At 44.6% G+C, this 24,925-nt stretch carries 21 protein-coding genes and 1 tRNA gene; 11 read left to right on the top strand and 11 right to left on the bottom strand.

The window, feature by feature from the left end; all coding sequences use genetic code 11:
* Nucleotides 1-47 precede the first annotated feature (47 nt).
* Nucleotides 48-1,196, bottom strand: coding sequence for a hypothetical protein (locus B3O12_RS04300; RefSeq protein WP_286748249.1), 1,149 nt, complete (start codon nucleotides 1,194-1,196; stop codon nucleotides 48-50).
* 50 nt (nucleotides 1,197-1,246) lie between these two features.
* Nucleotides 1,247-1,990: a lysophospholipid acyltransferase family protein gene (locus B3O12_RS04295; RefSeq protein WP_286755416.1), complete on the bottom strand. Its 744-nt coding sequence runs from the start codon at nucleotides 1,988-1,990 to the stop codon at nucleotides 1,247-1,249.
* Between the two features lie 261 nt (nucleotides 1,991-2,251).
* On the opposite strand from B3O12_RS04295, the gene B3O12_RS04290 reads away from it, so the two are divergent.
* Together B3O12_RS04290 and B3O12_RS04285 are read left to right on the top strand one after the other, a co-directional pair.
* The gene (locus B3O12_RS04290) at nucleotides 2,252-5,410 is read left to right on the top strand and encodes a SusC/RagA family TonB-linked outer membrane protein (RefSeq protein ID WP_286755415.1); all 3,159 of its coding nucleotides are present in this window, start codon (nucleotides 2,252-2,254) and stop codon (nucleotides 5,408-5,410) included.
* A 12-nt stretch (nucleotides 5,411-5,422) separates the two neighbouring features.
* Nucleotides 5,423-6,916: a RagB/SusD family nutrient uptake outer membrane protein gene (locus tag B3O12_RS04285; protein ID WP_286748253.1), complete on the top strand. Its 1,494-nt coding sequence runs from the start codon at nucleotides 5,423-5,425 to the stop codon at nucleotides 6,914-6,916.
* Between the two features lie 538 nt (nucleotides 6,917-7,454).
* Here the strand turns inward: B3O12_RS04285 and B3O12_RS04280 are convergent.
* From B3O12_RS04280 to B3O12_RS04260, 5 genes are all read right to left on the bottom strand, one after another.
* Nucleotides 7,455-7,931, bottom strand: a complete 477-nt coding sequence (locus B3O12_RS04280; protein WP_286755414.1) for a nuclear transport factor 2 family protein — start codon at nucleotides 7,929-7,931, stop codon at nucleotides 7,455-7,457.
* A gap of 122 nt (nucleotides 7,932-8,053) precedes the next feature.
* Complete coding sequence (locus B3O12_RS04275) at nucleotides 8,054-8,731, bottom strand: head GIN domain-containing protein (RefSeq protein ID WP_286755413.1); 678 nt, start codon at nucleotides 8,729-8,731, stop codon at nucleotides 8,054-8,056.
* A gap of 218 nt (nucleotides 8,732-8,949) precedes the next feature.
* On the bottom strand, nucleotides 8,950-9,633 hold the full coding sequence (locus tag B3O12_RS04270; RefSeq protein WP_286755412.1) for a Crp/Fnr family transcriptional regulator: 684 nt from the start codon (nucleotides 9,631-9,633) through the stop codon (nucleotides 8,950-8,952).
* 3 nt (nucleotides 9,634-9,636) lie between these two features.
* Entirely contained in the window at nucleotides 9,637-10,266 is a 630-nt protein-coding gene (locus B3O12_RS04265) for a LysE family translocator (protein ID WP_286755411.1), read from the bottom strand.
* Complete coding sequence (locus tag B3O12_RS04260; RefSeq protein WP_286755409.1) at nucleotides 10,244-11,332, bottom strand: hypothetical protein; 1,089 nt, start codon at nucleotides 11,330-11,332, stop codon at nucleotides 10,244-10,246. The genes B3O12_RS04265 and B3O12_RS04260 overlap by 23 nt, the downstream gene beginning before the upstream one ends.
* 344 nt (nucleotides 11,333-11,676) lie before the next feature.
* Between B3O12_RS04260 and B3O12_RS04255 the strand changes: the two genes are divergently transcribed.
* Complete coding sequence (locus B3O12_RS04255; protein ID WP_189629004.1) at nucleotides 11,677-12,492, top strand: hypothetical protein; 816 nt, start codon at nucleotides 11,677-11,679, stop codon at nucleotides 12,490-12,492.
* 108 nt (nucleotides 12,493-12,600) lie between these two features.
* On the opposite strand, the gene B3O12_RS04250 is transcribed toward B3O12_RS04255, so the two are convergent.
* On the bottom strand, nucleotides 12,601-14,502 hold the full coding sequence (locus B3O12_RS04250) for a sigma 54-interacting transcriptional regulator (RefSeq protein WP_286755407.1): 1,902 nt from the start codon (nucleotides 14,500-14,502) through the stop codon (nucleotides 12,601-12,603).
* A 42-nt stretch (nucleotides 14,503-14,544) separates the two neighbouring features.
* Between B3O12_RS04250 and B3O12_RS04245 the strand changes: the two genes are divergently transcribed.
* The 3 genes from B3O12_RS04245 (at nucleotide 14,545) to B3O12_RS04235 (ending at nucleotide 16,311) form a co-directional block, all read left to right on the top strand.
* The gene (locus B3O12_RS04245; protein WP_286755405.1) at nucleotides 14,545-15,057 is read left to right on the top strand and encodes a YHS domain-containing (seleno)protein; all 513 of its coding nucleotides are present in this window, start codon (nucleotides 14,545-14,547) and stop codon (nucleotides 15,055-15,057) included.
* Nucleotides 15,058-15,118: 61 nt separating this feature from the next.
* A complete protein-coding gene (locus B3O12_RS04240) occupies nucleotides 15,119-15,634 on the top strand; it encodes a hypothetical protein (protein ID WP_286755404.1) in 516 nt (171 codons plus the stop codon).
* The gene (locus B3O12_RS04235) at nucleotides 15,622-16,311 is read left to right on the top strand and encodes an NRDE family protein (RefSeq protein ID WP_286755403.1); all 690 of its coding nucleotides are present in this window, start codon (nucleotides 15,622-15,624) and stop codon (nucleotides 16,309-16,311) included. The genes B3O12_RS04240 and B3O12_RS04235 overlap by 13 nt, the downstream gene beginning before the upstream one ends.
* A 47-nt stretch (nucleotides 16,312-16,358) precedes the next feature.
* Here the strand turns inward: B3O12_RS04235 and B3O12_RS04230 are convergent.
* Nucleotides 16,359-16,442, bottom strand: a tRNA-Leu gene (locus tag B3O12_RS04230).
* Nucleotides 16,443-16,566: 124 nt separating this feature from the next.
* Between B3O12_RS04230 and B3O12_RS04225 the strand changes: the two genes are divergently transcribed.
* From B3O12_RS04225 to B3O12_RS04215, 3 genes are all read left to right on the top strand, one after another.
* Nucleotides 16,567-17,259, top strand: a complete 693-nt coding sequence (locus B3O12_RS04225) for a LiaI-LiaF-like domain-containing protein (protein WP_189629000.1) — start codon at nucleotides 16,567-16,569, stop codon at nucleotides 17,257-17,259.
* An 85-nt stretch (nucleotides 17,260-17,344) separates the two neighbouring features.
* Entirely contained in the window at nucleotides 17,345-18,715 is a 1,371-nt protein-coding gene (locus B3O12_RS04220; protein WP_286755402.1) for an amidohydrolase family protein, read from the top strand.
* Entirely contained in the window at nucleotides 18,705-20,408 is a 1,704-nt protein-coding gene (locus B3O12_RS04215; RefSeq protein WP_286755401.1) for an amidohydrolase, read from the top strand. The genes B3O12_RS04220 and B3O12_RS04215 overlap by 11 nt, the downstream gene beginning before the upstream one ends.
* Nucleotides 20,409-20,416: 8 nt before the next feature.
* On the opposite strand, the gene B3O12_RS04210 is transcribed toward B3O12_RS04215, so the two are convergent.
* Together B3O12_RS04210 and B3O12_RS04205 are read right to left on the bottom strand one after the other, a co-directional pair.
* Nucleotides 20,417-23,077, bottom strand: coding sequence for an ABC transporter permease (locus tag B3O12_RS04210; protein ID WP_286755400.1), 2,661 nt, complete (start codon nucleotides 23,075-23,077; stop codon nucleotides 20,417-20,419).
* Entirely contained in the window at nucleotides 23,074-23,406 is a 333-nt protein-coding gene (locus tag B3O12_RS04205; RefSeq protein ID WP_189628996.1) for a PadR family transcriptional regulator, read from the bottom strand. The genes B3O12_RS04210 and B3O12_RS04205 overlap by 4 nt, the downstream gene beginning before the upstream one ends.
* Nucleotides 23,407-23,584: 178 nt before the next feature.
* Here B3O12_RS04205 and B3O12_RS04200 point away from each other — a divergent pair, with 178 nt between their 5' ends.
* A complete protein-coding gene (locus B3O12_RS04200; RefSeq protein WP_286743299.1) occupies nucleotides 23,585-24,151 on the top strand; it encodes a hypothetical protein in 567 nt (188 codons plus the stop codon).
* Between the two features lie 150 nt (nucleotides 24,152-24,301).
* On the top strand, nucleotides 24,302-24,877 hold the full coding sequence (locus B3O12_RS04195; protein ID WP_286755399.1) for a hypothetical protein: 576 nt from the start codon (nucleotides 24,302-24,304) through the stop codon (nucleotides 24,875-24,877).
* Nucleotides 24,878-24,925: the final 48 nt, after the last annotated feature.

Below are 24,925 nucleotides of genomic sequence, written 5' to 3'. Positions count from 1 at the left end.
ACTTCCTTACATCGAACTCAGGTTTCTTAGCAATCCGGATTCAACACCTATATTCGGGTATTCCGATAGAGCTGTCTTACCTGCCCCAGCACCTGATCGTAGATTCTATCGATAAAAGCAGCAAATAATTCCTGAGGAGCAGGAGGCGGCACCTCCTTTAGCTTAGTCATTCGCAGCTCCTCCTTGGTTAGTGCACGCTCATCTCCATTAAAAGAAGCCCACTCATACTGCCATATATCTTCGCCACCCAGCTTTCGCTGAATAAGCACCTGATTGCTGTATGCATCTCTGATTTCAAAATTCAGAATGCCGGTTGAAGCAAGGGTTTTACGATAAGTCGTAAAATTGGCCTTTACTGTGCCGTATACATCATGCGAAACACCATCCTTGTCTTTGTACTGGCCTACAATTACGCTGTCGCGCTTTAGTTCTTTAGTCTTAGATTCCACAAGAGTTTGACCCAGCACAAAATCGTCAAACTCAAGACTAAGAATATGATCGGGACGAATATCATAGGCTTCCATATCGCCATGCGAGAAAAACTGCACAAAACGATCGCGGCTAAACCCATCCAGAAACTCGAACATCCTATTGGCAAAGTATTCGTTGGTTAGCTCTAGGTTGCGCGAGTGAGTGGGGATAGGTTCAATTAAAACCTTTACCGTGCCCATATTTCGTGCTTCAGTGAGCAAGCTATCAATACCCTGAAGGTTGTTATTAAATCGCAGTGCCCTCTGAAAATGACCAAAAGCCTGACGACCGGCTTCAATAGTATTGGCTTGCAGGGCCTGGTTGCCCATGTCTACCTGAACCTGGGCAGCCATAACCGCAGCCTCTTGTTGCTCAACCAAATACTCACTCGGATTAACTAAATCAAGACAAGCCGGGCATCGCTGAATATCATTGTAATACCGATTCAAAAAAGTATACTCATTGTATATGCTCTCGAACCTCAAAGGATCGTTGCTTCTATTTAATTGCTGAATGCGCTTGAGATGAAACTGTGAGGCCATACGATAGCCATCCATCAATACATTCTGGGCTTTTTTGTTAGTCGGATTGGCCTGAAGTCGGTTCACCGCCCGGTCAAGAGCAGTGGCATAATCGCCCTTGTCAAAGGCATTTTTTCCAGTAGCACAGCCCCAGATTATAAGGGAAAAAAGTGCTAAAAACAGCGGTTTGTAAAAAGTGTTCATATGCCCTAATGTTTGGTTTGGAATATGGGATGTCGAAAATAATGCCAATTCTATTGGCCTTCTTCATTGAGGCTAATGATTTTTTGTTTCATGAGTTCAAAAGTAGTTAGAGTGAGTTGATCCAAATCGGCCTCTGTAAGGCCTTCCACCGAAATTTCAGGCAAACAATAACAGTGTACTACTCCGGGCCTTAATAACAAACTGCCTCGTTTCATCAATCGGCCGGCATTATGAATTACTACAGGAATAATTGGTATCTGAGCCTCGATAGCCAATCGAAATGGACCATACCGAAAGGGCAGCAGGGGTTCATCGGTGTTGTTTCGGGTACCTTCAGGGGCTACTAATACCGAAGTTCCTCCACGCAACAGTTCTTTCAGTTTTGCGCTACTCACCTTTCGGCTTTCGGCACTAGACCTGTCCACCCAAATAGCCAGGCGGTTTACTACCAAGCCAAATACCGGAATTTTGGACAGCTCTTTTTTGCCCAGCGCCACTAAGGTGCTGGGTATGGCAATGGGTATGGCAGGGGCGTCTAAAAACGAGGTGTGGTTAATCACAAAAATGTAAGACTTCTTTCGGTCTACCACCTGTTTGTTATGTCCAATAAACCAAATGCCTGTGAGCAGGCTAAAGCAATACACCCAAAACCGAATAAAAAAATAGGTAATGAAGTCGAGCCTTCTGGAAATAAGTAAAGGTATAATTATGGGTATGGCCAGAATTAGCATGGGCACCACAAAGGCCACAGCACACCAACCGGTATATAAGTATTGTATAAACTTCTTGATCAAACCCCTGTTGAATTAATCTTTCACTAAGTTAAGATTCAACCGGCACTACGCCAACTAAACTTTTACACTCCCAGAAACCAAAAAAAGCAAGATTTCACTTGCAAAAAATCGGATTTCGAATTAGTCATATATTGCAATTTTTTCTTCTACCAATCAAATCGATTTTTTACCCATCATATTTCATTTTTCACCCTATATGGATTCTAAAGCGGCATAATTCGGTTCCGGTTGTTGGTTAGGAATGTATTTAAACTAACCATAATGCTTAATTTTAAAATCAAAACTATCCTCATTTTTTTACTGCTGAGTAGCAGTTTAATGGGACAGAACCGTACGGTGGAGGGTACGGTTCTTGACGAGCTCGGTATGGGACTACCGGGGGTGAGTGTTTCAGTAAAAGGAACCACCCGTGGTATGATTACCGATGTCAACGGAAAGTTCTCTGTGAGCGTAAGTTCCGAGAACGATGTGCTCGTTTTTCGTTTTCTTGGTTACAAGACCATCGAAGAACTGGTAGGAAACAGGGCAACCATGAATGTCTCTATGGTACCCGATGTAGTTGATGCAGGAGAAGTAGTGGTAGTGGCCTACGGTACTCAGGATACAAAGAGTATCACAGGCTCAGTAACCCAACTTACTGCAGAAAAAATTAAGGAAAGACCCGTAACCAGCCCTATTTCAGCTTTGGGTGGATCGGCTCCGGGTATTCAGGTTACAACATCTACCGGTCAGCCGGGCGATAACCCAGCCATCAGGCTTAGGGGTATTGGTTCGGTAAACGGTAGCAACGATCCGCTTTTTGTAGTGGACGGGGTACCATTTAGCGGCAACATTAACAGGATAAACCCTGACGATATTGAGTCTATCTCTACATTGAAAGATGCAGCCTCCACTTCATTATATGGTGCCAGAGCGGCCAACGGTGTGGTAATTATCACCACTAAAAAAGGAAGAAAAAATCAAGCTCCTTCTTTCTCTTTCTCTACCAAACAAGGGGTTTCAGCAAGAGGTATTCAGGAGTATGAGCGCATTAATCCGCTAGACTTTTACCAGGTATACTGGGAAGCTCTGAGAAACGACAAAATCACTCAGGGCCGTACAGAAGCTCAGGCAGCGCAAGAAGCCACCAATGAATTAATTGGCTTCCTTAATTACAACGCCACCAACGTGGCCAACAATGAAATTATAGGAACTGACGGTAGTATTAACCCTAATGCCAGAATCAGATACTCAGAAAATGACCTGGACTGGTTCGATCCAATTGAGCGTTTGGGTTATCGGCAAGAGTACAACTTCAGCGCTCAGGGAGCGTCAGAACGAGCTGACTACTATGCCTCTTTCGGTTATTTGAACGAAAAAGGGGTGTTTGAAAACTCTGACTTTGAACGCTATACCCTTAGAACTAATGTGAATGTAGATGTGCTGGACTGGCTGAGAGTTGGAATGAACAACTCTGGCGATGTGCGTATGCAAAATACGGTAACCAGTGGTGGTTCCGGGTTTGCCAACGCCTTCTATAACGCCCGTAGAATGGGACCAATATTCCCTGTATATGCCATCGATGATCAGGGCAACTACATTATCGATCCAATGACCGGCTCTCGTGCTTTTGACCGTGGAGATGCTCGCTTTGGTATTCCAAGAAGACCGAACACTACTTCGGGCCGTCATGCACCAGAAGAAATGTTGCTCAACAACAACTACAATGAGAGCCTTTTCTTTAGAACAGTGGCCTTCGCAGAAATTAAGCCAATGGAAGACCTGAGTATTACACTAAACGGAAGTGTTGATATTGGTACCTTCAATGGCCAATTCTATGGCAACCCATTTGTAGGTGACTATATTCCTGTAGGTAGGGCTTCAAGAAGTGCCAACTTCGACATTACCTCAAACTTTAACCAATTGATCAACTACTCCTTCGACTTGAGTGGAAACCACAATTTCGATGTGTTGTTTGGTCATGAAAGCTACAGTGTGAAGAACAACGACTTCAACGCAGCCAAAACCGGCTACATTGTGCTAGATAACCCTGTATTGGATAACTACACCACCATAGTATCGGCCAACTCTCAAATTGACCGCTACAAAACAGAAGGTTATTTCTCCAGAATAAACTATAACCACAATGAGCGTTACTATGCTTCAGTTTCTATTAGAAGAGATGGTACCTCAAGATTTTCAAGAGATGCCCGTTGGGGTAACTTCTGGTCGGTAGGTGCCAGCTGGAGAATCACTCAGGAAGACTTCATGAATAGTGTGAGCTGGATTGACGAGTTGAAGCTGAGAGCTTCTTATGGTGAGACCGGTAACGACAACGTAGGCGGATTCTATCCTTCTCAAACGCTATACTCTTCAGGAAGAAACAACGCTGCCAACCCTGGCTTCTATAGTTATTCAGTAGGTAACACCGCCCTGGTTTGGGAGAAAAATACCTCTGCAGACGTAGCCATTGATTTTGAAATTCTGGGTAAAGTGAGAGGTACTATTGAGTACTTCAACCGCTATTCAGACAACCTGTTGTTCTCAGTACCAATTCCTCGTGAGTCTGGCTATACCTCTCAGAACAGAAACATAGGTAGAATGGTAAACAAAGGTCTTGAGTTCGATATTAATGTAGACATTATTAAATCTACCAGCGGTTTTGAGTGGAACTTCGGACTGAACGCGACCATGTTCAGCAACGAAATTACAAGACTACCTGAAGACTCTAGAGAAAACGGAATCATTACCGGTACCAAGAAGCTTCTGGAAGGACGCTCTATCTACGATTTCTGGTTGAGAGACTGGTATGGAGTAGATCCTGATACAGGTGAGCCACTTTACGTATACGATCCGGAGTCTGAAGAAGCACCAAACAACGTATTCAAAACAGTAGATGGTGTTCAGTTGACAAACAACCAAAACCATGCCTTGTATACCTACAATGGTTCTTCTATTCCTGATGTGTATGGTGCCTTCACCAACACTGTATCGTTCAAAAACTTTACGCTTTCTGTACTCTTCTCTTATAGTATTGGTGGTAAAATTTACGACTCTAACTACCAAAGCTTAATGAGTACTGACGATGCCAGTGCAGTACATAAAGACATAGCCAAACGTTGGAAACAGCCTGGCGACATTACTGACGTACCTAAGCTCTCCATCAACAACGATGTGAACATTATTGCTACTTCAGACCGCTGGTTGACCGATGCTTCTTACCTGAACCTGAGAAACATAAATCTGGGTTATCAATTCCAACGTTCTACTGTACAAAACCTTGGCCTCAATGGGCTTAGAATGTATGTATCGGCAGAAAACCTGTTCTGGCTAAGTGCAAGAAAAGGGATGAACCCTATGGAAACATTCAATGGTACTCAAAACGTGGGTCTGTACCCTCCATCGCGAGTTATCACACTGGGTGTTAACCTAAACTTCTAAAAAATTAAGACAATGAAATACATTTCAAATATACTTTTGCTCTTGCTCGTATTAGCCGTGGGCTCATGCAGCGAGGACTTTCTGGACACCTTCCCAACAGACCAATTAGGCTCTGATCAGGTGCTTGGTACTATTGAAAACCAGAGAGCAGCACTCGAAGGTATTCACAGACACATGTACGGAGTAGGCGGTTCGCAAGATGAGAGAGCCGGATACGGTAACATGATGATCAATTACGATTTCTTAGGACACGATGTGGTAAACCCACAACGAGGTAGTGGTTGGTTCATCAACGTGCACAAGTGGATTGAGCATAGAGACAACTCCAGCTCTTTGGTAACCCACACCTATGACTACTTCTACTCTATGATTGCCAATGCCAACAACATCATCAATTCAATTGATGCCATTGAAGGCGATGAAAATGAGAAGAAGAACATCAAAGGTCAGGCATATTTTTACCGAGCCTTTGCCCACTTTAACATGGTGCAACTTTATGCTCCAAGATATCGACCCGGTGAAGCTAACAACCAATTAGGTATTGTTATTAACCTGGACGATTTGAACAACCTTGGCGAGCCTAAGGCAAGGTCTACCGTAGACGAAGTGTACGATCAGATTGAAAGCGACCTGAATGCCGCTCTTCAAAACCTGACATCGTCTACCGTAAGCCATACCGATAAGTCGCAAATCAGAGCCAACGTGGTTAATGGTGTTCTGGCCAGAGTAGCCCTTACTAAAGGCGAATGGGCAAATGCCATTACCTATGCTCGCGCAGCAAGACAGGGCTTTACGCTCACTCCTAATTCGGAGTTAACCCAGGGTTTCAATAACGATGGTGCCTCAGGATGGATCTGGGCCAGCCATGTGATTCCTGACCACGGTACTTTCTTCGCATCATTTTTTGCGTACATGTCTTACAACTACAGCTCTACACACATTCGAAACAACCCGAAGTGTATCAATGCCGATTTGTATGACCTGATTCCTTCTACCGATGTCAGAAAAGGCTTTTGGGCGGTTACTCCGGCCGAAAGAGCAGCCATCAATATTCCAAGCAATTTTGCCAAATATGCCTACATGAACACTAAGTTCGAGGCACTACCCAGCGGCACCATTGGCGATGGAGACGTAGTATTGATGCGTGTGGCCGAAATGATTCTTATTGAAGCTGAAGCAAACGCTCATTTGGGCAATGATGTGGCCGCAAGAACCGTGCTTTTCGAATTGGTTTCTGAAAGAGATCCTAATGCCGTACTAAGCACCAACTCCGGTCAGGCTTTGTTGAATGAAATACTCGTTCAGCGTAGAATTGAGCTTTGGGGTGAAGGGTTTAACTTCCTTGATCTTAAACGCTTGAACCTACCTTTGAACAGACCTCAAAGAGGTAGCTTTAACCTAACCCACGCTGCTATTACCAACGTGGCTCCAGGTGGACCTGAGTGGCAATACTTGTTCCCAATTAGTGCGATTAACATTAACCCACTATTGCAGCAAAACCCATAAGAGGTTAGATGGTCTGAGTGCACCGAATTAATTCTTGGGCACTCAGCCTATCTTCTTAAAATAAAACTGTCTCAAAGACATCCTTTTCACATTTCTGATCCGCAACCGAATGACGGCCTCCAGTTTTTAAGAACCGGGGTTTCTACAGGGGGGAAGGACAAAGTGCAGGGAGTTTTTGAGACAGTTTTTTTATGGCCTGACACTGGACATTGAAGCCCGCCTGTGTACAATTCTGACTAAATCAATCGAGGTTAATTTTAAGGAGTGTTGCCAGGTTCGGACCGTCATTCCTACTTATAATGCTCCGGCATAGGCATACCGTAGAATTTTATCGGAATATTTTTCGCAAATAGTTTTTTAAAGTCGTACGCCTCATTAGTTTTGACCCCGAATTTAATGAAACAGATGGTGGACGGTCATCCACGGCACCATCGTAAGAAATTGGATGAAACCTAACTCTTTGCTTGCAAAACCCTGACCTTGTCAGGGTTTTTTGCATTGCGCCCAAAAGTGTTCAAAAATAAGTATTGATGCCGGCCTAGTTCATGGCACAGTTATCCCTCCGGTTGGTATCTACCAAATGAAAAATCTTCCACCCCTCTTCAGTTTTGCAAAGCTTAAAAGCATTGACCCCGCAGTGAGAAAAAGTATCTCCCAAGTAAAACTTAAAGGGTGTCCAGACGGAGGCCATATCCCCATCGATCAATATCGGACCAAACTCAATTCGTTCGTCCCACACCTTGTCGTGAGGGGTGCCAATGGCTACTAAAAACCGCTGAAAATCGCTATTGGAGACTACCGTCTTACCCTCCCTGTTTTTTGCCACGCGCTGAAAAATCACATCCTTCATCATTACCGAATGTACTTTGGCCGAATCGCCTTCGCGCATTCCGTCAAACATGGTCATAATAGTTTTTCTTATTTCAGCAGCATCGTCTTGAGCTTGTAGGGGAGCTGTCACACAGAATAGGACGGCAAAAAGGGCAAATACACATGTTCTGTTCATCTTATACATAACTGATTGTTTAGAAAGGGCCACAAAGAATTGAAATTACAACTTTCTGAGCTGCCCTAAAAAATTCTCTAACCAGCAAAGCTATGCGAAGATGAAAGGGAGTAGTCTTTGAAACTTGCTAATTATCCTCCCCTGCGCACACTACCCCCAGTATTACTACGAACGTCTGTTCTTGGACTACCGGTGTACCTGACAGACCCTCCCGTACCGGCACTAGCTCTCAACCGCCTTTCGGCATTGATTCGTACATCTGCGCCTGTGTTGGCCCGGGCATAAGCACTGTTGCTGGTAAGATCATATGCATAAATAGTACCCCCGGTAGAAGCCGTAGCTTCCAGCTCGTCTGTAGTACCTTCTATATCTATTCGGCCCGATGTAGCCGCTGAAAGATCTACTTCTTCGGCCTTCGCTACAAGGCGCACATAGCCCGATGTGGAGCTAGTGACGCTCAAACGGCTAACAGAAATTTCAGTTCTAAACTCAGCCTGAGCCCCGGTATTTACTTCTATTTCCTTAAGCTCCTCGGTATAGGTAAGGGTAGCCCTCACCTTGTTGCTTCGATGGTTTCCGCGTGAAAGATGCACATAAAGCTTACCTCCTCTTACCTCGGTAATTACATCTTCGATATCTATTCTCGAAACTTCAATACTAATTGAATTGTCGTCCCCTTTTTGGGCCACAAGGTCTATACCCTCAGAGACTCTAATTTCATTAAACGAGCTCAGTTTTCTGGTGTCATTTTCCTGGGCAACCAGCGTAAAAGCCATAGCCAGGCTCAAAAAAGTAATAATGGTTTTCATGTTTTTGGTTTTAGAAACTGTAGGTAGAGACTATCGCTGCGGCTCTTGGGTTGCATGCCCGCGGCATTTAAGGGAGCTTTAATAACACCATTAATGAAAAAAGAGGTTCAAAACCAAAAATGGGCTTAAAAGCAAAAAGCCTCCAACAAAATGTTGAAGGCTTTTCTAAATCTCTCTCTTGTGAATAGGAAATGTGTGTTGGCTTTTGGCCAGTGGTATTAAGCGGCAAATGCCTGAAGGTTCGGAATAGTAATTACCCTTCTGGAGTATTTAATTACGCCTTCCTCTTTAAGTTCATTGATGAGGGTTGTCACGGTCTGCCTCGAAGAGCTTATAATATTGGCAATTTCGCTATGCGTAAGATAGTTTTTTATCACCAGTCCTTCTTCTTCCGGTTTACCTTCTTTATTGGCCCACTCAAACAAGAAACACTTCAGGCGCGCTTTTACATCTTTAAAAACCAGGTTAGTATAGCGGGTCTCAAGACCTTGCAGTTTTTCGGTCATTTTTCGGGCAAAAGCCAAGGCTAACACCGGATGCTTTTGCATGATGGTTTCAAACTCTTCCAGATGAAAAGAGCAAATTATCACTTCGCTCGAAAGAATTTCGGCAAACTCCTGTGTTTGCTTAAAATTATAGCTGGGTACTTCTCCAAAAAGCTCTCCTCCCAAGACAATAGACTTGATAAGCTCATTACCAAAACCATCGATTTCGCTAATTTTCACCTTTCCGTTAATCAGAAAATACAATCTTCTGGCCTGTTCGTTGGCGAAATAAATAGACTGGCCTTTCTTCATTCGCACAAATCGGGCAATTTCCGAAAGATCATTGATCTGTTCTTTGTTTAGGTCTGAAAACAAATCGAAGTTTTTCAGATACCAATACTTCATTTCCTTTTGCATAATCTAGAGGTTAATTAATAGTTGTAAAATGGCGATGCCAACAATGATGGCACCGAGTACTTTATTGTAGTTTCTCGTAAGTCTCATGTAAATAAATTCTCGTTTTCGGGAGGTAACTTCGGCCACCAATAGCTGCAACAGAAACGCCCCCAGAGCAGCCCCCACCACAAACCCTACCTGTACCACCACATGGGTCGATGTAATGAGTCCATAGCTCTTCAGGTTGGTAATTACCACCAGCCAGAAAGGGAAAAGCTGAGGGTTGAGCAGTCCAAAGGTGGCACCCACCAGCAGATCGTTGCCTTTTGAGGTTTGAATTGAACTTTGTCCTTCTGGTGAATGGCTTTTCTGAAACCACAAATACACCCCAAAAACAAACAGCACAACCACTGTACAGTACTGCAATATTTCTTGCCACTGTTCAAACCTACCGAGCCAACCGGCTCCGGCAACCGCCAAGCCGCAATACAGCAGCTCAGGTAGGCTACCCCCAAAACCAAAACGTATGGCCGACTTTTTATCCTTGTGTAGTGCAGTGTGTAGGGTGCCAAAGTTTACTGGCCCCAACTGTACGGAGCCGGCAAAGCTTATAACTGTTGCCAACGCCAGACTACTGAGTACCTCCAAGAGCATTGCTCAACTTTTGATTAGACATAGCAACCTCTGCTACTCTTTTGCCACCAAAGTGTTTCCTCAGCAACCGTACAAGTTCCGGCAAAGGAGTGACTGGCTGACCCAACTGACGGTTTTCCTGACTCACCCTAAACATAACGCGCATATGCCGAGCTGTATCTCTGTAGGCTCTCCACAAGTTGAGTGAAGGGTCATATATATGACCTGGCTCGGAAGTAACGCCATTCAACTCCAGTATGCGAATCTGCTCGCCTTTCTGCAGGGCCTCAACAGAAGCAACTTTCAGGTCGAATCGACCAAAGCAGAAACCTTCAATTGAGGCGGAAATGCGATCAAAAACCTCCACCAACCGGGCATTAATGAGGTGCTGGGCACTTAGAAATTTTGTGCCTTTGCAATGATTTCCAATGGGCTCCAAAAGTATCTTCTCGCCTTCCGGAATAACTTCAGAAAGCCGGGAAAAAAACCGCAAACTCAGGGTTTTCCATTGCAAGTGAGCACGTTCATTGGTCTTAATAAGCTCACTGAGCGTACTCTTTCCATTGCCTTGGACTGTCAGAAACTCTTTCCTGACAATGGAGGTGATGCCACTTTTTCCGCTAATGGGCAACCTATAATACAGTATACCCAACTCAAGAGGATAATCGATAAACTCCTGCACAATGAAAGGTTCACCGGCTTTTTTCAGGTATTGCTGCAGGGCCGAGTCGCTTTCAATCTTTACCACCTGGCTACCGCGTTCACCCACATCGGGCTTAGCTATAACCGGATAATTCAAACCTTCATCAATCAAGCGTTGCTCAACAACTGCCCAGCACTCACTCTGCTTACAGAAAATAGCCCTGGGAAGATACTTCTTATCTATTTTGGCCAGGATTTGCCGTTTCGACTCACCAAACACCCCACCATGTTCAATACCAGGATTGGCGGCCGTAAAGTAGGTGAACGACATCGCTCTCAACGATAAATAGAGCCAATAGGGCACCAAGGGCAGAAAGAATATCCAATAGGGCCAATACTCATAGTAAAGTAGCCTTACCCAAAAAAGCGGAAGTTTGTTTCTCATTAATTGTAATGAAAGTTAAACATACTGATTTCATTTACGAAGCTTAAGCAACTTCCGGAAAAGAGTCTTACCAAACGATGTCGTTTTGCCGTCTGCAAAACCGTCATTCACTTGACAATCTACGTGCCAACCTGTATTTAACACACTTAATACGCTGATTTTCAGCAAATTGAAAAATAAAAAGGATTGATTTGTCTTTGATTTTTTCCTGATATATCAGGAATTACATGAAATATCAGGAATAAAATAGTCAAAAAAATTTCTAGCTTAATTGATATCTTGGCTGTGTTTTTGAAGAGAGAAGGTCTATAACATTTTTATACTCACGAAATATCAGGAAAACAATGAACAAATTTATTCTGGTCTGTTGCCTGTTAGGCACAGCATTTTTTAGCGTCTATGCTCAAGACGATTCGCGCCAATCGTCTCCGCAAATGGTCATAATCTATTTGGAGGATAAATCGGAAATTAATGGTGAACTCATTTCTGAAAATGATGCAAGTATCGTCATCCGTAGCGAAAGCCTGGGGTTGCTAACCTTTCAGAAAAACGAAATAAGGCGAATCATTCGGCTAGACCCGAAAGGAAGAATTCCAAACCCAAACCCTACCCGATATTTTATAGGACAATCGGCCTATACTCTACCTAAAGGCGAGGGTTACTACCAAAACATTTATGGTGTTTTTAACTTAGTGAGCTACGGTGTTACCGACAGGCTAAGCCTTACGGGTGGTCTTGAGTTAATCAGCACCTTTAGTGGTAATCCTCTGCTTTTTGCCAATGCCAAATATGGAGTTCCCGTGGCCCCTAAACTCAATGTAGCGGCCTCGGTAAGTTATCTTACCATTGCATCTTCAATAGCTGATGTGAGCCTTGGTACTATAAACGGCCTGGTGACTTACGGAACGCACGAACATCAGCTTACCATAGGTACCGGTTATGCCTTTGCCCAGGGAGAAATTGACAATAGCGGAGTAATCACTGTTGCAGGAATTACGCGCCTCACAGGTCGCCTGGCACTTATTACTGAGAATTACCTATTGCCGGGTGAGTCATCGGTAATCTCTGGCGGATTGCGTTACATTGCCAAAAAAGTGACCGTAGACCTCCTCTATTTTGAGGGTGGTTTTCCGGCCATCGATATTGTACTCAAATTGTAAATGGCAACAGCTTCGGTAAAGGCTTTCGCATAGTACGGCAAGGGTTGCAGAAATCGCAATCCTTGCTTTTTTTGAAGTGCCAAGCAATTGGTTTTCAGAACGGTACGCTTAATCGAGCCCTCTTTTTATTCCAAGCTTCTTCATGCGGCTTTCAAGAGTAGTTGGCTTCATTCCCAAAATTTTGGCGGCCCCTTTTTCTCCACTCACACGCCAGGCTGTTTTTTGCAAAACTTCCAGAATGTACTTGCGCTCAAAAGCTTCCAACGTATCGAACTCTTCTTTGTGGGTGGCGTGGGCACGCTTAGGAATCCAATCGCCTAACTCCAATTGGTGGCCGGGAGAAAGAATTACAGCCCGCTCAATTACATTTTCCAACTCGCGAATGTTGCCGGGCCAATCGTAGGCCTGTAAGGCATTGAGGTAGCGCTTGGGTATTTTATTGATTCGTTTACCCAGTTTGCCGGCAAATTTATGGGTAAAGTATTTTACCAGGAGTGCAATATCTTCTTTCCGTTCACGAAGTGGGAGGCTATGTACCGGAAACACGTTGAGCCTGTAAAACAAATCGGCACGGAAGTGACCGTCCTCCACTTCCTTATCCAACTGTCGGTTGGTAGCCGCAATTACCCGCACGTCTACTTTTATGGTTTCCGTACTTCCCAACCGCTCAAACTCACCTTCTTGTAAGGCTCTAAGCAATTTAGATTGGAGCTCAAGCGGCAATTCTCCAATTTCATCCAAAAACAAAGTGCCTTCGTGAGCCAACTCAAAACGGCCAATTTTGCGGTTAATAGCTCCCGTAAAAGCTCCTTTTTCATGACCAAACAGTTCGCTTTCGATAAGATTGGCGGGTAGTGCTGCACAGTTTACCTTTACCAGGGGGCGGTTCCTGCGTTTGCTTATGTTGTGGATGGCTCGTGCCAGCAGTTCTTTACCGGTGCCTGATTCACCCAAAATAAGTACTGTAGCATCAGTTACGGCCACCTGTTCACAAGTCGTTAGGATGGCTTTAAAGCGATCGCTTTGAGTAATTATTTCTTCAAAATTATACTCTCCCTGTATCTCCTCTTGCAAGTAAACATTCTCTGCCTCCAATCGGTCTTTGAGATTCTTCACCTCTTGCATGGCCAATACAAGCCTGTTGTTATAAACATTTCGCTCTATTTCTGCAGCAGCCCTGTCGGAGAATATCTTGAGTATTTCCTGTTCCTCATTGCTCAAAAGGAGCGGTTTATTATTAAAAAGAGCAATGTGTCCAATAACCTCTCCCTCACGGTTAATAATAGGAACTCCAAAGTAGCCCTCAACCCCTGTATCGCGAATGTACTTTCTATAGGTACCCCGCTCAATAAGCAACGGTTCTTTGCTTTCCATAATTACACCGCAAGGTGTTCCTTCGGTATTATATTCTACATTCTCTCGAAATTCATTCTCCTTAAAGTAGGCCAGGGTTCTCAGTCTCGATTTGCTGGAGTCGGTACATTCCGTAACTACTACCATATGCACATTGAGAGCCATAGACACCCGTTCAACCAGTGTCTTAAAAAAATCGGTACCTAAGGTTGCGGCTGTAGCCTCAGAAAGCGACTTCATCAATCGCTCATGCCTTTTACGCTGCGATATATCTACTATAAAACTTACGTTATACGCGTGTCCTTCAAACTCAATGTGGTTTACGAATATCTCTACGGGAAACTCCGAGCCGTCTTTGCGCAAATGGCTCGACTCAAACCTCAGGCTTTGAACTTGTTTTGACCTGGCCCAGGTGATGGCATATTTTTTCCGGTCGAAATTGGGGTTAATTTCAAAAATGGTCAGGCGGTTGAATTCTTCAGAGCTGTAGCCGTATTGCTCCAGTGCTGTTTTATTGGCAAAGTGAATACAGCCCTGCTCGTCCATCCATAGAATAGCCGCCAAGGCTCTTTCTACTGTAAAACGAGCTAGCTGCGGATGATCTGCTATGGTTTTATTCAAAGACATCTCACGATATATCGTGAGTAATTTAGGCAAAGTTTCCCTTTAGAAGGTAAAATGTCGGCCAAATGATCTTTCGTGTCAGCCGCTATAGACAAAGACACCGTACATAAACCACAAGAAACAGGACAAATGAATCGGTTATTATTTACAGCTACATTATTGAGCTTTACATTGGGCTTAAGTGCCCAAACCCTTCCTTATGCAAAAAAGCATTATAACCTTACCCGAGGAGTAGCCATGGCAGGTTATGATCCGGTGAGCTATTTCGACCAAAAGCCCCAAAAGGGCAGCACTGCCATTAGCTATAATCATTCCGGGGTAATCTATTATTTTGTTTCCGAGGCCAATAAAGCTGCTTTTGTAAAGAATCCGGCCCTTTATGAACCACAGTATGGGGGGTATTGTGCCTATGCGATTGCCGATGGCGATAAGGTAAAAGTAGACCCACTAACTTATAAAATCATAGACCGTAAGCTTTATCTCTTTTACAATTTCAGAGGCACCAACACCCTTGAGCTTTGGAATAAAAATGAGAAAAGCCTACTCAGCAATGCTCAAAAGCGGTGGTCTGAGATAATTCGCAAATAGCTACACGTACGGTTCTGCCATATTTCAATTAAAAGGCTATATTTAATTAACACTTTTTTCAATGGAACTTCAGAGAGTATCTAAAGAAATCTTATCCCAGCTTATTGACATTACCAGGCAGCTTAAACCAACCGATTTCGCCCAACCACTGAGCATATTATCGGGAAATACCGTAGGCAAGCATATTCGACACATTGTAGAGTTTTTCGACCTTATGCTGGCCGGAAGAAACGGAGGAATTGTAAATTATGATAAGCGCGATCATAACAAAACGCTGGAAACCGATCCCAACCTGGCCATTACAAAGATGCAGTCTTTGCAAAAGGCCATTAGTGAAATAAAGAACGACTTTTCGCTCTCACTAAAAGTTAACTACCACGAGAATGAACAATATGAGCAAACCCTGAACAGCTCGTATTACAGAGAACTCCAATACAATATTGAGCATGCCATACACCACATGGCCATTGTGAAAATAGCCTTGCAACATAGCTTTAAGGCCGTTGAACTTCCTGCTCATTTTGGTGTTGCTTATTCCACGGTACGTTATCAAAAAGAGCTTACATGTGCACAGTAACCTTCTTGCCAAAAGCAAAAGGCAACTTTATTCTTACATCCAACCGAGACGAAGATCCTCAACGAGCCAGTTTTGAACTCAGCCGGCAAACCATTGGTGGCCGGCCCGTTCATTTTCCTAAAGACCCAAAAGCCGGGGGCACTTGGCTGGCTACCGATAAAAAGCGATTTACCTTATGCCTGCTCAACGGAGGCTTCGAAAAACACCACCACAAGCCCCCATACCGTTTGAGCCGAGGACTCATGGTGCTGGAGTTTTTTAACCAAAACAGTGTTATTGAATTTATTGAGCATTTCGAGTTTAAAGGAATTGAGCCATTCACCCTGATAATTGTAGAGCACCAAAAAGCCCTTCAGCTGCATCAGTTGGTATGGGATGAAAACAAGCTTCATCACAATGTACTACAAGCCAACCAGCCACACATTTGGTCGTCTTCAACCTTATATCCTGAAGACGTGCGCGAAGAACGCAGGCAGTGGTTTATGCAATGGCTAGAAAGGCAAAGGGAAAAAGAATATGACCAAAAACAGGTGTTACACTTCCATAAATTCGGAGGAAAAGGAGATGCCTGGAACAACTTTGTAATGAACCGGGAGAATAAAGTAAAAACAGTGAGTGTAACATCTGCGGAAAAGGCTGACGGGCACTTTGAGCTTGTTCACGAAAGCCTGGTTTAAACCGATAACATAAAAAAAGCCTCTCTGAAAAATCAGAAAGGCTTTAGTGCGCACGAGAGGAGTCGAACCTCCACGCAACTTAATGCACCACCCCCTCAAGATGGCGTGTCTACCAATTCCACCACGTGCGCGATTGAATGGTGGGCAAAAGTAAATAAGAATTCAACTATTTCAAACAATTAACAGTAGCCATTGGCACTTTCTCTTTTGTGAGATCAAAGCTAGTTTTCTACTTTTAGTTGTAGATTCAACAAAATGGATAAGCAAAATCAAAACAAGCTATTAGGCCTTATCTTCATTGTCATAGGCATAGTGGCCGTGCTCACCAATTTCGATGTGCTTCCCTGGTCGGTCAGGCATTACCTCTTTCAGTGGGAAAACATTCTTATTCTTATTGGTCTGTTTCTACTTGTAACCGATCAAAACAGAAAAGCCGGAACGGTTCTGCTAATTGTAGGCCTTATTTTGGTAATTGATGACTGGTTGCGCATTCACATTTCTATTTGGGACCTTTGGCCCCTCATATTGGTTTTTGCCGGAATTCACATTATCAGGCGAACCGTACCGGCACCCCACACTACTCCTCAAGATACTTCGGCCGCACCTCCTGAAAACCTTATTGAAGACATGGCTATTTTTGGAGGAGGAGACCGGGTTGTTAAAACCAAAGACTTTAAGGGAGGTTCGCTCACTGCCGTATTTGGAGGGTCCAACATAGACCTTACCACCAGCAGTATGCAACAACCGGTTGCTACTTTAAATATCTTCTACCTTTTTGGAGGGTCCAAAATTCGGGTGCCCAAAGATTGGGACGTAGACCTGCGTGTAACCAATATTTTTGGAGGCATGCCAGACAAGCGAATCATTTCCGGACACAGCCACTCTACCGGTAATACGCTGGTCATAAAAGGACTTGTTATTTTTGGAGGGGCTGAAATATCGAACTAACCAATAGGCACTAATAATCAATTGGTTATAGCCAAAAAGTGACTAGTGGCAAGGCGCATTTGGGTGCATTTTTTTAAATTCCTGAATGAAAAAGCTTTTCCTCTCGCTGGCCCTTCTCTTGCTAGGCATGTTACCCACATCTTGCCAAAACGCTCCGGAGGCCGACTTTGCCTTCACCAACGTGAACATTGTTGATGTTGAAGGCGGACAAATACTCGCCAACCAAACCGTATTTATAAAAGACGGCAAGATTAGTCTTATTGTGCCAAGCAATGAAGCACGTCTGGCCAATACACAAACCGTGCGCCCGGGAGAGGGAGGATACCTTATGCCCGGCCTTGCCGAAATGCACGCACACATTCCCGGCAACCAAAATATGCGCCTGCTAGAAGAAACTCTATTTCTATACCTCTCTAATGGAATCACAACTATTAGAGGCATGCTAGGTCAACCATATCATTTAGAGTTGAAGGAAAAAGTAGCTACCGGAGAAATCCTTGGCCCCAGAATTTACACTTCGGGCCCAAGCCTCAACGGCAACTCTGTAACCTCAGTGCAGCAAGCCGAACAAATGGTGAGAGACCAGAAAAAAGCCGGTTATGACTTCATGAAACTACACCCCGGACTAACCTTAGAGAACTTCAATGCCATTGTAAAAACAGCCAAAGAGGTTAACATGCCCTTTGCCGGTCATGTGAGTATTGATGTGGGCATAAGAAATGCCCTGAAGGCCCAATATGCCAGCATAGATCATGTGGATGGATACATTGAGGGTCTGGTTCCTTCCTACATTCGGGTAAACCCAAACGCCAATGGTTTCTTTGGTCTTAACTTCACCGAAATTGCAGATGAAAACCTGCTGGACGAACTCGTACAACTCACCGTAGAAAATGAGGTATGGATTGTGCCAACTCAGGCCATGATGGAGCGATGGGTGGGCCCGGAAGCACCGGAAACTCTGGCCCAAGAAACCGAGATGAAATACATGAGTCCTTCTACTGTAGACAACTGGGTGCGTACCAAAAAGCAAATCATTGAATCGCCTGCCTACGATGCCGAACAAGCCCTCCAATTCAACACACTGCGCAGAAAGATTATCCAGAAGCTTCATGCTGCAGGAGTGGGAATACTGCTTGGGTCAGACGCCCCTCAGGTATTTAATGTGCCGGGGTTTTCCATTCAGCGTGAACTCGATGCCATGGTAAGAAGCGGTATGAGTCCTCTTGAGGCCATTAGAGCCGGAACTCTCAACCCGGCATTGTTTTTTAAGGCTCCCCATGAATTTGGAGCCATAAAAGAGGGGGCCTCTGCCGACCTGATTTTGGTTAGAAAAAATCCTCTGGATAACATTGCCCACTTACAAGATCGTGCCGGAGTAATGGTAAGAGGGAAGTGGCTAAGCCGGGAAGAAATTGATAACAGACTTAAAGAAATTGCGAAAAACTATGGCCATTAAACTCAAAAACCTAAGTGTGCTGTGCCTATGCCTGTTTCTACTGGCGGCATGCCATAAAAGCAACGAGCAAACCCGTGAAACACTGTTGCTCCACAACGGTAAAATTTGGACAGGCAACGACAAACAACCCTGGGCCGATTGGGTGTTGTTAGAAGGCAGCCGCATTAAAACGGTTGGCCGGGGCAGCAACCTCCCCAAGGCCTCCCGGCAAATAGACCTGAAGGGCAAGCTTACTTTGCCCGGTTTTAACGATTCACACGTTCATTTTGCCAGTGCAGGAGCCTTGCTACTGGGTATTAATCTGCTCGATGTAAACGAAGATGCCTTGTTTATAGAACGCATTAAAGAAACCACCCAGCGCCTGCCGAAAGGCAGCTGGATAACTCGTGGTGACTGGGGTGCATATGAGGCTTGGGAAATGGGCTCTGAAGGCAGCAACAGAAACCGCCAAAGCTGGCAGCCCAATAGAGCACTTATTGATAACATTACTCCTGAACATCCCGTACTAGTGACCCGTTTCGATGGTTCAGAAGGCTTGGCCAATCAGCTCGCCTTAGACTACTTAGGCATTGAATCGGCCAGTGGCCTGTTAAAGGGAGATCAACTGGAAGCCGCTTTAGAGCAAGTTCCCGAAAGCTCTTTTGAGCGTAAACTGGCCGAAACGAAAAGGGCTCTGGAAGAGTGTGCCAAATGGGGTGTTACCACTGTTCAGGATATGTCTCCCTTGGACCGAGTAGACATTTACCGCTATTTGCTGGAAAGGGACTCCCTTCTTACCCGAATTAACTTTTCACCCTCCCGTTTAAGTGAAATCTACAACATGATGGAAAACGGCTGGGTAATTGACTGGGAAGAAAACCCCTCACCTGCCGGAGATGAATACATTTCTTTTGGCACCATCAAAAGCCACATTGATGGTATAATGGGTGGCCGATCTGCACGCTTCTTTGAGCCCTACTCAGACAACTCTATGGAAAACCATAGTTGGCGCGGGGGCTGGCGCGAATTTTCCAAAGACATGGACCAATTCAAAAAAATGCTCATTCAGGCCGATAGTGGCCACATTCAATTAAGAGTACATGCCATTGGCGATGAGGCCAACTCCATTCTCCTCGATATACTCGATACATTGGACATGGTGAATGGAGCCAAAGACAGGCGTTTCAGATTGGTACATGCCCAAGTGATTGCCGAAGAGGATTTTGCGCGCTTCAGCAGCCGAAACATTATAGCCGAAGTACAGCCCTACCATGTAACAGACGACATGCGATGGATGGAGGAACGAATTGGTTACGAACGGTGCAAAGGAGCCTATGCCTTCAAAACCTTGCAAGAAGCAGGCTGCCAACTGGCCTTTGGCTCCGATTGGCCCGGAACCAACGCCAGTTATTACCCTATTAACCCACTCTATGGTCTTTATGCGGCTGTCACACGCCAAACCGTAAACGGTCAGCCGGAAAACGGCTGGTTTCCTGAGCAGCGCATAGATTTAGCCACTGCCATAAAGGCTTATACCCAGGGCTCTGCATTTGCCACTTTTGAAGAAGACCTGAAAGGACAAATTAAAGAGGGCATGCTGGCCGATATTGTGGTGGTTGACACCAACCTCTTTGAAACAGAACCCCGGCAGTGGCTCAACGCCCGGTTCGACTACACCATTATGGGTGGAAAAATTGTGTATCGGGGTGAGTAGCTTATTGCCTACTCATCCCTAAGCACATTTACCGGATTGTTGTTAGCTGCGCTAAACGACTTAAAACTCACTGTTAAAAAGGCAATAAGAGCCATAAGGCTTCCCCCAAAAATGAAAATTCCCGCGCCTATATTGGTCTGATAGGCAAAATTATTGAGCCAGGAGCTCATCCAATAATATCCGAGCGGAAACGCCAACACGATGGCCACAAGTATGAGTTTAGCATAATCTTTGGCCAGTAACATAACCAATGCATTGGAAGAGGCGCCAAGTACCTTGCGTATTCCAATCTCCTTTTTCGATTGCTCAGCTGTAAAAGACACCAGACCAAATAACCCAAGACAGGCCACAAAAATTGCCAGTGCCGCAAAACCAATGAACACTGCATTAAATTGCTCATCGCTCTTGTATTGTCGGTCAAATCGTTCGTCCAAAAAGAAATAGTCAAAAGGGTTATCGGGGTAAATCGCATCCCACTTGGCCTCAACGTCATCCATAATGCTGCCCAGAGAGCTTCCCGAAAGTTTCAGGGAGTAATAGTTGCCGGCATTGGGGTTGTAGAAAAAAATAATGGGATCGAGATCTTCTTTCAGAGAAGCCTGATGGTAGTTTTCTACTACTCCAATAATGTTCCAGGACTGTTCATTTCCGGGGTTTACTTTCTCTCCAATGGCCTCCTCAGGGGTGTTGAACCCCAGGTGGTTCATGGCGTTGAGATTAAGTAGCACGGCAGCCGTGTCTGTTTTTAAGTTCTTGTCAAAGCTTCGTCCGGCTATTAAGTCAATTTCAAACTGATCGAAAAAATTTTCATCGATATACATGCGATATATATCTCTCAGCTGATTGGGGTAGTGCTTTGAGGTATAGCCGCTTATGAAAAAGTTTTCTATACCGGGGACACTGTTGGAGAGAGTGAAGCCGGCTATTCCCGGAGTGGCATTAAGCTCTTCTTTAAAAAGCTTTAGCCTGTTCTCGAGGTCTTCTTCATCCCTGCCCGAAGAAGGGGAGTGAATAACCAGGGTTTGATCTATATTTATACCCAACTCCTGATTCCTCATATAGTTGAGTTGTTTGACCACTAGAAAAGTGCCCAAGATAAGTGTAATGGAGGCTGTAAACTGAAAAATGACCAACACCTGACGGAACCCAAAACTACCATTTCGCTTGTAAATCTTACCCTTGAGTACTTTGACCGGTTGAAAAGAGGTGAGCACAAAAGCCGGATAAAGGCCGGAACAAAGGCTCCCTGCAATAACCATAACCAGCAACCCACTCAACACTTCAGTAGACAAGAGTAGATGCCTGTCGAGTGTAAACTCAAGAGCACCGTTGATGTACGGAACGGCAAGAGCTACCAGCAAACCAGCCAGCAACACCGCAAAAAGATTGTACAAAAACGACTCGACTAAAAATTGCAACAATAGGTTAGACCGGTAAGCTCCAACTACTTTTCTAATGCCAACTTCCTTTGCCCGCTTCACCGCTCTGGCGGTGGCCAGGTTCACATAGTTGACCCAGGCAATAATGAGTATGAGGGCCGCAATCACCGATAAAAAATAAATCTGATCAGCCCCACCGTTTTCGCCCATGTCCCAGCCAAGACCTTCCGAGTAGAGATGTATATCCCTAATGTTCTGCGTCCAAAGCACCTCTCGGGCGTTATACTTCTCGTACATTTCGGCCTTTTTGCCATCTAAAAATGTTTCGAGCCGGGCATCAAGCGTTTCCTGATCCACATTGTCTGCCGTCTTCACAAACGTGTAGAAGTCATACCAACCCCAGTTGTTGGGCCAATCTTCATAACCATTCCATGATTTAAGTGAGGTAATGAGCTCAAACTTCATGTGTGAATTTTCCGGAAAGTCCTTAAAAACTCCCGTTACCATAAGCTCTCGTGTTCCTCGCCAGTATATGGACTGCCCGATTGGATCCTTATCGCCAAAGTATCGGGCTGCAGCCGACTCAGACAAAACAATTCGATTGGCCTCATTGAGTGCTTCGCGCCTATCTCCTTCAATTAGTTCAAAGCCAAACATTTCGAAAAAGTTGGCATCGGCCAACACTGCATGCTCTTCATTATAGCGAACTAGTGTGCCGCTGGCTGTTTTCACACTATACACCCCTCCTCCAAAGGGCAAAATGCGTGTGACCATTTCAACTTCAGGAAACTCGGCCAGTAATGCCGGAGCAACAGCAGGGTATACCGGAGCACTCTTTACTTTGAGCTGGCCGTTGCCATACATATCCATTACCACCCTGTAGGTGCTTTCTGCCTTTGGGTGAAAATTGTCATAAGAAAGCTCTTTGAGTACATGGAGGCTAATGAGCAGACAGGCGGCAATACCGGCAACAAGACCGGATAGATTAATGAAACTGTAGCCTTTTTGCTTTCTGAAATTGCGCAGGCTCACTACAATATAATTTTTAAACATGGCTATAGGAATTGAGTTAAATGACCTTTTTCTAAACGATGAGGGCCTAAAGAATTTGAGAACATCCCATATGAACCACCACCGGGCTTTCCTTAGGCCGTACGTTTGTTTACGATAATAAAATGCTTCCAGAAGATCTCCCTGAATCTCATCAATGAGTTCATCGGCACAGTACCACTCTAAAAAGCGATTGGCCCAATTGGGCAAGTCCTGATGATCGAGGGAGCCTTGTTTCATAGCTGGTAAGAAAAGTTGACCTTGGGCATCATTTGCCACAATTTCTGGCGGCTTTCCTGAATTTGCTCCAAAGTGGAAAGCCCCACCTTGGTCACTTCAAAAATTCGTTTTCTCCGTCCGCCCCTTTCAGCAGTTGCTCCTCCCATTTTTGAAGAAATTAACCCTTTCTTTTCCAATCGTTTCAGTACGGTGTGAATGGCCGAGATAGAAATTCGGCTCTTCATATGCTCTGCATAGGCTTCTGCAACCGTATATCCATAGGCCTCTTCGGGCATTACAGCCACTAAGAGCAAAATGGTCTCTTCTAAGTTTCCCAAACTTTGACTCATATTATTTCAACTATTGTAGAACAAATAAAGCAAGAACCACCCATTTCTACAACATTTGTAGAACTTATTGTAAAACACAGACCAAGCTACCGCTCATCAGACCGTCTGTAAGATTTTCTAAATAACTCTTGCAACAGACTTGCATTTGCAACAATATTGCACAAAAGTTATTCTGATTATGAAAAACATAACCACGATCAAATCATTTCTAATGGCGTTTTTGCTGCTAGGTCTTATGGCCTGCGACAATGACGATCCGGAGCCAGTTAATGAAGAAGAGCTGATCACTACCGTTCGGGTAACGTTTACTCCCTCCGGTGGCGGCTCGGCCATTGTAGCTACATTTCAAGACCTTGATGGCGAAGGAGGCAATGCACCGGTAATTACCAACCCTACTTTGGCAGCCAATACTACCTATAGTGTTTCAGTAGAATTCTTAAATGAGTCGGAAACCCCTACAGAAGATATTACTGAAGAGGTAGAAGAAGAAGCCGAAGAGCATCAGGTATTCTTTGTAGCCGCCAGCGGCCTCAACTTTACTTATGCTTACAACGATGAGGACGGTAATGGCAAGCCACTGGGCCTAATGGGCACAGCCACAACGGGCGATGCCAGCAACGGCACGCTTACTGTATTACTCATTCATGAGCCTAATAAAAGCGCCAGTGGCGTAAGCGCGGGCGATCCGACTAATGCCGGTGGCGAAGAAGATGTAAGGGTGAACTTTAGTGTAACCATACAATAACTCAGTAGTTTTCTCAAATACAATTCCCACGGGGCGGCTGAAGAGCTGCCCTTTTTTCGTTTCATCAACCCTACCATCTATACCATGCAGGGTGTGTATTTTGCCTAATTTTTTGCAATATTGACCGATAAACTACCTAATCCGATAATCATGAAGAAGCTAATAAAATTGAACTGGTTGCTGGTGGCCCTTCTGGCTACAGTATCCCTGGGTTGCGACAAAGACGACCCGGATCCGGTAAATGAAGAAGAACTCATTACCAAAGTAGAGCTCACTTTTACCAGCACAGGGCCTATTAACGAGACCATAGTGGCTAGCTGGGAAGATACCGATGGAGACGGTGGCTCTGACCCGGTGATTGACGATATTGTTCTTACAGAAAGTAATACGTACGACCTTACTCTGGCCTTTTTTAATGGGGCTGTAAACATTACTCCAGAAATAAAGGCAGAAGCCAGAGACCATCAGCTCTTCTTTGAAATCAGCTCGAGCCTTACACTTTTGGTAGAATACAACGACACCGAAACAGATTATACTATAGACGGACAGGATTACCCTTTTGGGCTCAAGAATAATGCTTCGGCAGGAAACGCCAGCACCGGTACTCTTACGGTAATTCTGGTGCATGAGCCAGCCAAGTTCCAAACGGGAGTTGCAGAGGGAGACCAAACCAATGCCGGAGGCGAAGAAGATGTGCGGGTAACGTTTAATGTTACTATTCAATAGCAGCTACTACAGCAACCACTTAAGGGCTGTTTGGGTAAACAGGTGTTA

The organism is Roseivirga sp. UBA838 (genome assembly GCF_002296035.1).
Taxonomy (GTDB): domain Bacteria; phylum Bacteroidota; class Bacteroidia; order Cytophagales; family Cyclobacteriaceae; genus Roseivirga; species Roseivirga thermotolerans.
Note: the sequence above shows the minus strand (reverse complement) of the source record. Positions and strands in the feature narration are given on the sequence as shown.